The sequence below is a fragment of the Deinococcus alpinitundrae genome, from assembly GCF_009982895.1.
Taxonomy (GTDB): domain Bacteria; phylum Deinococcota; class Deinococci; order Deinococcales; family Deinococcaceae; genus Deinococcus; species Deinococcus alpinitundrae.
The window spans coordinates 1-433 of sequence record NZ_WXZL01000121.1 but is presented as its reverse complement, the minus strand read 5'-3'; the positions used below and the strand labels follow the sequence as shown (position 1 = coordinate 433).

Here is a 433-nt window from a genome sequence, read left to right as displayed (position 1 = left end):
TGTTTGATGTGCCTTCTAACGAAAATGTAACGAAGGTAGTTATTACAGCACAAACAATTAATGAAGAAACTGAACCAGAACTATACGACGCAGAAGGCAATTTAATTAATAATAGTAAAACATCAGCTTAATCATTGATGTGTTATAAAAGTGAAAAGCTCCAATCAAAGTTGACGCTCAAATAGTTTAACTTTGATCGGAGCTTTTTTATAATGTATACCGAAAGGTTCAAATATTATATAATGGTAGAGTTGAAAGAGAATATAAAAAAGTGAGGATATAAAATGAAAGTTAATCCTAATAATATAGAATTAATCATTAGTGCAGTAAAAGAAGAACAATATCCAGAAACAGAATTGTCTGAAGTTGCACTGAGCGGTCGATCTAATGTAGGTAAGTCTACATTTATCAATAGTATGATTGGCAGAAAAAA

1 protein-coding gene is annotated in these 433 nt (G+C 30.3%); it reads left to right on the top strand.

The features are described 5' to 3' along the window. Window positions 1–284 precede the first annotated feature (284 nt). The coding region (locus GUI70_RS25370) for a GTPase (RefSeq protein ID WP_202630569.1) at window positions 285–433 on the top strand (149 nt) is incomplete at its 3' end.